Origin of the sequence: Sphingomonas sp., assembly GCF_031372575.1 — a bacterium.
Lineage (GTDB): Bacteria > Pseudomonadota > Alphaproteobacteria > Sphingomonadales > Sphingomonadaceae > Sphingomicrobium.
This window is the reverse complement of record NZ_JANMLM010000094.1, coordinates 1-6,609: the sequence shown is the minus strand read 5'-3', so window position 1 is coordinate 6,609 and position 6,609 is coordinate 1. Positions and strand designations below refer to the sequence as shown.

General features: G+C 60.7%; 6 protein-coding genes. 3 read left to right on the top strand and 3 right to left on the bottom strand.

Annotated elements, in window-relative coordinates; genetic code table 11:
• The coding region (locus RMN73_RS09670) for a serine/threonine-protein kinase (RefSeq protein ID WP_309603118.1) at nt 1-1,193 on the bottom strand (1,193 nt) is incomplete at its 3' end.
• 117 nt (nt 1,194-1,310) lie between these two features.
• Here RMN73_RS09670 and RMN73_RS09665 point away from each other — a divergent pair.
• Nucleotides 1,311-2,009 carry a protein phosphatase 2C domain-containing protein gene (locus RMN73_RS09665; protein WP_309603117.1) on the top strand — a complete coding sequence of 233 codons (699 nt, stop codon included), beginning with the start codon at nt 1,311-1,313 and terminating at the stop codon, nt 2,007-2,009.
• A 116-nt stretch (nt 2,010-2,125) separates the two neighbouring features.
• Here RMN73_RS09665 and RMN73_RS09660 read toward each other — a convergent pair whose 3' ends face one another.
• A complete protein-coding gene (locus RMN73_RS09660) occupies nt 2,126-3,937 on the bottom strand; it encodes a TIR domain-containing protein (RefSeq protein WP_309603116.1) in 1,812 nt (603 codons plus the stop codon).
• A gap of 108 nt (nt 3,938-4,045) precedes the next feature.
• Here RMN73_RS09660 and RMN73_RS09655 point away from each other — a divergent pair, with 108 nt between their 5' ends.
• Both RMN73_RS09655 and RMN73_RS09650 read left to right on the top strand, forming a co-directional pair.
• The gene (locus RMN73_RS09655) at nt 4,046-4,420 is read left to right on the top strand and encodes a hypothetical protein (protein WP_309603115.1); all 375 of its coding nucleotides are present in this window, start codon (nt 4,046-4,048) and stop codon (nt 4,418-4,420) included.
• Between the two features lie 99 nt (nt 4,421-4,519).
• Nucleotides 4,520-4,837: a hypothetical protein gene (locus RMN73_RS09650; protein ID WP_309603114.1), complete on the top strand. Its 318-nt coding sequence runs from the start codon at nt 4,520-4,522 to the stop codon at nt 4,835-4,837.
• Nucleotides 4,838-5,184: 347 nt separating this feature from the next.
• On the opposite strand, the gene RMN73_RS09645 is transcribed toward RMN73_RS09650, so the two are convergent.
• The coding region (locus RMN73_RS09645) for a calcium-binding protein (RefSeq protein ID WP_309603113.1) at nt 5,185-6,609 on the bottom strand (1,425 nt) is incomplete at its 5' end.

The following is a 6,609-nucleotide window of genomic DNA, read 5'->3' as shown; positions in this document are numbered from 1 at the left end:
GCAGGCTTGGCCTTGGCCGGCTCCTTCGCCTTAGCGGCCGCCGGCGCTGGTAGTTCGGGCGCAACCACAGCCGCTTCGGCGTCGGCCGTGACCGGCTCAGCGGGTTTCTTCTCCCGCTTGGAAGCACCAGTCTCCTCACCGGCGCGCTTGAACTGGGCATCGCGCGGATCGGACGGCACTTGAGTTTCGAGCGGCTGTTTGGGGTCGAGGCCCGCGGCCGGCGGAACCGGCGCAATTTCCTTGGCGGCGACTTCATGCGCGAAGAAACGGGTCGGCTCGTCGTCGGCGCTGACGTCGGCGTCGCTGTCGGTCTTGCCGAACAGCGCAAGCCATTCGCGGGTCGATTGCGGGCGTTCCTCGGGGCGGATGATCATCGCCGCATCGATCGCTTGCAGGAAGCGTTTGCTGAACCCTGGCCAATTGCCCTCGGCCAGCGGCTTGCCGAGCCCGCCATGCATCCGCTCGAGCACTTCGGGCGGCTTCTCGCCGGTCACGCATTCGTACAACACCACGCCCAGCGCATAGACGTCGGTCCACGGACCCTGCGGATAGGTTTTCACATATTGCTCGATCGCGGCATAAGGCGGCGTGTGGAACGTCACCGTCGTGCTGGTCGCTTCCGCCGCTTCGAACCGCGCGGATCCGAAATCGATCAGCACCGGGCGATTGTCGTTAGTGATCAGGATGTTCGGCGGCTTGATGTCGCGGTGGAGAACACCGACCCGATGCGCGCGATCAAGGCCCTCGGCAATCGGCTGGACGATGTTCCACAGACTTCGTTCGTTGAACCGCCGGCCTTCCTTGAGCAGCTTCGACAAGGACACCCCGTCTTCGAAGTCCATCACCATGTAAGCTGTGCCGTGAACCTCGAACAAGCTGCGGACACTGACGATATTGGGATGCCGGGTCGGGGTCGACAGGTTCCACAGCAATTTGGCTTCTTCGACGAACTTCTTGAGCCCCAGCGCGTGCACTTCTTCGACGTCGGAGCCGATCGGGACGACCGTATCTTCGGCATCGCGTTCGCTAATCGAGCTTGGGAAATATTCCTTGATCGCAACCAGTTCGCCGAAATAGATTCCGCGACCGCGATAGACGATGCCGAACCCGCCGACGCCGAGCACGTCTTCCAGCCGCCATTCGCGAATGACCGTCCCGGCCGGTAACGCCTTGTTGCTATAAGCCTTGCTCAATGCCGTTTCCCCCCGGACAAGTCGCAATCAAGGAAAAGTTAATCGCACGAACGCCTGACATTTGCTAGCCTGCTGCCGATTGAGCGGGGGAGAGTGGCAGTGGTGGCCTTTGAATGCGTGAGCCGGACCCATGTCGGTCTTCGCCGCAAGGTGAATGAGGATTCGATGCTGGTCCGCACCGACCGCGGGCTGTGGGCGGTGGCCGACGGGATGGGCGGTCACGAGGCCGGCGACGTGGCCAGCGCGAAGGTCACCGAGGCGTTGATGCGGCTGCCGATCATTTATGGCCTCGACGAAAAGGTCGAACGCGCGGTCGCCGAGCTGCAGAAGGTCAATCTTGAGCTGATCGCGCTGGCCGGGTCGGACGATGGTCGGCGGACGATTGGCAGCACCGTGGTCGGGCTGGCCATCGCTGGCGGGCACTATCGCTGCTTCTGGGCGGGGGACAGTCGCGCCTACCGGATCCGCGATGCCCAGGCCGAACGCCTGACCCGCGACCACAGCCTGGTGCAGGATCTGGTCGATGCCGGCATGCTCGAGGCGGACGAGGCGGAGGGCCATCCCAACGCCAGCGTCATCACCCGCGCGGTCGGCGTGGTCGAGGAATTGCGGGTCGATATCGCCAAGGGCGATGTCCAGTCGGGCGACCTGTTCCTGCTGGCGAGCGACGGCTTGACGCGGGTCGTCGCGGACATTGAATTGCTCGCCGTGCTGACCTCGATGCCGCTCGCCGGCGCCGCCGACAAATTGATCGAAATCGTCCTGTCGCGCGGTGCCCCCGACAATGTCACGTTGATCATCGCCAAAGCGAGCTGATCGGGGGCGGCCTCGGCTGAATCGTCCGGCCAATCGTTCTCCGGCGCAGGCGGGGGGCAGGTGATCAAGAATTGGGCGGCCCATCCGCCAATGTCCGCATTCATGCCCAGTCGTGATCAGTGTTGAGTTTCGATCGACAGAACGTGCGCGATAATTTGCTTGAACCTCGGATCAGCGCGAAGCGGGGCCAGTGATGGGTCGACCGCTGCGAACAGCATTGCATGGTCACGAACATCAATCGCTTGCGCAAGCCAGGCGAAGGCCTGATCTTGTTCACCCAAGGCCGTGTAGATTGTCGCTATGTCATATGGGCAGACGTAGCGTTCCGCCCTGGCAGCTTCCATCTCGGCAAGGATGGCGCGAGCCTCCTTGATCGCACCTGCCTGTGCCTTGGCATATCCGAGTGCCCCAAGGACCAACATGGTTCGTCCGCCCACACGAGCAGCATCTTCGGCAGCGATGACGGCTTCGCCACTGCGATCGGCGGAGGCATAGGCAAAACACAGGCAGTAATAGACCCGAAACTCACTGGGAAATATCTCACGCGCTATCTCAAGCTGTTCAATTGCTTCGGTGGTCCGGCCGGCGACACGAAGGACGCTGGCGAGCTGGACCGCTGCGGCCACCGAGAGGGGATCGAGTTCGACCCCCGCCCGTGCTTGAGCATGGGCCTCCTCGAACCTCGCGCGAGCCGCGAGCACGCGCGAGAAATGATGCCGGGCGGTCGCCGAGGCTGGGTCAAGCGTCACCGCTCGGCTCAGGTGATGCTCGGCGGCTGCGACATCCCAGTTATGGACAAAGGAAATCAGTCCGAGTGAAGCATGGGCATCGGCAAGTTCAGGATCGATTGTGAGCGCCTGTTCTGCGGCTTTTCTCGCCTCGCTGTAAGCATAAGCGGGGTCGAGATACGTATGGTTGCCGAGCTGGACGAAAGTATCCGCCAGGCCAGCGTAGCTGCGGGCGTAGAGCGGATCATGCTCGATCGAACTTCGGAATAAGGAAACTGCCTGCTTTAGGGATTCTTCGGTTCCCCGGTTCCAGCAATGCCTGGCTCTCAAATATTCCTGATAGGCTTCCGGGTCCGGGAGACGCCGGGGCTGCTCTGTTCCTTGGGGAAGCAGCTTGAGCTTCAACTGTTTAATGATGGCGGACGTGATGTCGTCCTGCACGTCAAATATGTCGGTCAGGTCGCGGTCGTAACGTTCAGCCCACAGATGATGGCCTGTTGCGGTATCGATCAATTCCGCGTTGATCCGGAGGCGGCTTGCGGCTTTTCGAACACTGCCCTCAACGACATGGGTGACGTTTAACTGACGCCTCATGGTCGTCACTTCGACCGACCGACCTTTGAACGTAAAGGACGTGTTCCGGGCCACAACTCCAAGACCTGGGATCCGGGACAGCTCGATAATCAGGTCCTCCGTCATCCCGTCGCTAAAATACTCTTGCTCCGCATCGCCGCTCACATTGGCGAACGGCAGCACGCAAATGGACAGAGAGCAGGTGCCCGGACCGTTCGTTGGGGCCGTTGCGCTGGGCTTGCCGACGAGCTCCTCGAGGCTTTGCTGGATGCTCGACCATGCGACACAGTGCGTGTGTCCGTCCCAGGCTCCCAATGACGGGCATTGGATTTGATTGAATGGCATGGGAGGCATCGTCCCGTCGAGAGTCAGCTGAACGAGCCGCCCGTCTTGCCGTGCTGAATCTCCTTCCGCACGCACCCATTGTGACTTGGCGGCGTCAGCGGACCACAAGACGAGCACGGCTTTAGCCTTGTGCAGCCGCTCCTCGATCACCTCGCTGTAGGCGCGGTGCGCGGGCAAATCTTCGTCCCACCACACCGCATATCCTTCCTTGCGCAAGGCATCCGCGATGCGACGGGCGTCAACCTCGCTGGAGCGCGCATAGGATATGAAGACGTCCGACATTGCCTGCTGAACCCCCCGATCGGCGCATTCCTACCATATTGAAGGCGGCGTGCTAATGTCCGCTTTCGACCCATTGCGGACATTAAGCCGACCGCTATCATGGCCCCGATGAAGTTCAGCATTGCCTTGGCTGTCGGACTTGTTGGCGGAGGCTGCGCTCCGGCAATTCATGATGTCAGAAGTCCACCTGCCCAAGTGGACACGTTTGCGGCACTGTCGAAAATAGAATCTGGAAAGGAAGTAACCTTATCTGGATACCTATTTAATGGGCTCGAAACGAGTGGCATATATAGATTTCCTGATACCCATAAATCTGGTGAGCAATGTGTGCGGATGAGCTTTGCCAAGATGAAAGGTTTCAAATTTGATGAAGAAAATAAGTTCACTGTGAAGGGAATTTTACGACGTTCAAACCCTTCCGACATAATCTTTCATGCATGTCAGTCATACTACTTCGAAGTCTTCACCATTTTCGTTCGCTAATGGACGTTCAACATCACCGTTGATTGAACTCTCCGTCGGCTAAGCAGGTGTCCGCTTTCCACCCATTGCAGACATTAGCGGAGCCGCTAGTTTCGACCCATGTCAGGATTTGCAGACCGAGTTCGCATCAAGCGAACGGACGAAACTAAGAGCCTCGGGCTTGCCGAGCGTGAAGGCCAAGTTTTTGGCTGGACTACGCCTTCCGTATCGGGCGTTTCCGTCATCGGCACTAGCACTGACGACTACGCAGTGAATGTATTTTTCGACGAGTTGGACAAAGGCTTCTGGTTTGCCGACCACCTTGTCGAACATGTGGACAATGGTGCCGGGACGGTAATTAGTCTCGACGGCGTGGACAAGGAATGGGTTCTTTTGCCCAATGGCGATTGGGAGGAGCGCCCTCGTTCAGCCGAGTAGGCTAATGTCCGCTTTCCACCCATTGCGGACATTAGCCAGACGGCTACGGCTTTCGGCTAACCACCTCAAAACCAGCTTCATCGAGTGCGTTCAAGACAGTGAGCGCGACCTCCTCCTCGGTTGCCGGCAGGTGACGCATCGCGCCAAGGGGGTGGGCGACTTCCGATTGGATCGCTCGTGTAATCACAGCAATAATTTCATGAGTGAACATACGATAGGATAAGAGGGGCCAAGCAATCCCGCAACGTCCGCTTTCCGCCCGACACAGTCATCAATCCGGTCCCCCCAAACACGCACCAAAAAGGGCCGTGGTTTCCCACGACCCTTCGGCACGCCGACTGCGACTTTTAACCGAACAGCAGGTCGTGATGCCCGCCATCAAACCCGTTATGCCCGGCCTCGAACCCCGTCGCCGCCACCCGCGCCGCCGCCGGTGCGCTGAAGCTGAAGTCGGATGCGCCGAATTGGTTGGGCCTGCTGCCTTCGACCAGGATCGAATCGCTTGTTCCCCAGCTGATCAACGTGTCCCGGCCGACCGCAGTGAACGTCAGGTCGCTGAACGCGTCGACCCCGCTCAGCGGGTCGAACACGATCGTGTCGGCATGCTTGAAGTCGGTGATCCGGTCATCACCCGAGCTGGCCGCGATCACGAATAAATCGGACCCCTGCCCGCCGGTCAGCACATCGTCGCCGCGCCCGCCATGGAGCACGTCGCTGCCCTTGCCGCCGTTGAGCACGTCATTGCCATCGACCCCTATGCCGTCGGGGAAGGCCGCCCCGGCATCGCCGAACAAGGTGATTGGCCCCGATCCGCCGGTCATCTGCGTATCGATGTGGATCCGCCCGTCGCCGTACAAGATGTCGTTGCCGTCCCCGCCGTTGAGCGTGTCGGCACCCCAGTCGCCGAGCAGGATATTATTGCCATTGTCGCCGGTCAGCACATCGTCATGGATCGAGCCCGAGACATTTTCGAACCCGCTCGCGTTAAGCGATCCCTGTTCGGTCGCCTGCGCCGCGCCCTGCAATGCCAGGCTGAAGGTCACCCCGGCAGCGCTGATCTCGGTCTGCCCGCCGAGGAAGGACAAGGTGTCGGTGCCGGTGCCGCCGCTGACCACGTCATTGCCATTGCCGACCTCGACCAAATCATTGCCGCCGCCGGCGCTAATGACGTCGTCACCGCTGGCCGCGACCGTCGAGTCGCCGTCGGCGCCATCCCACAGCCAATTGTCGCCGCCATTGCCGGTCAGCACGTCATTCAATGTCGTGCCCGACGCATGTTCGATCCCCATCAGGACATCCATTCCCTGGCCGGTATCCTGGGCAACGCCCTGGATATTGAGGTCAAAGCTGATGCCCGCCGTCGGCGCGACGACGAACGACGACACCCGGTCCCAGCCATTGCCGCCATCGAGCGTATCCGCGCCGTCGCTGCCGCGGAGGAAATCGTCGCCCTCGCCGCCGATCAATGTGTCGGCACCGCCGCGCCCGAACAGCAGATCGTTGCCAGCCCCGCCGTCGAGCACATTGTCGAAATTGTTGCCGTTCAAACTGTCATTGAACGCCGATCCGGTCAGATTCTCGATGCTGACCAGGCTGTCATTCTCGGTGCCCGCTTCATTGGTGGCAAAACCGTTGCCGACCGCATTGAGGCCGGCGAACACCCGCTCGGTCCATGAGGCGAAGCTTGCCGTGTCGGTCCCCGCGCCGCCGTTCAAAATGTCGTCCCCGGCGCCGCCGTCGAGCACGTCATTGCCCGCCACCTGCCCGAACAG

Bases quoted from the DNA above. Each gene is read 5' to 3' on its own strand.
- RMN73_RS09660 (WP_309603116.1), bottom strand. From the start codon at position 3,937: ATGTCGGACGTCTTCATATCCTATGCGCGCTCCAGCGAGGTTGACGCC.
- RMN73_RS09655 (WP_309603115.1), top strand. From the start codon at position 4,046: ATGAAGTTCAGCATTGCCTTGGCTGTCGGACTTGTTGGCGGAGGCTGC.
- RMN73_RS09650 (WP_309603114.1), top strand. From the start codon at position 4,520: ATGTCAGGATTTGCAGACCGAGTTCGCATCAAGCGAACGGACGAAACT.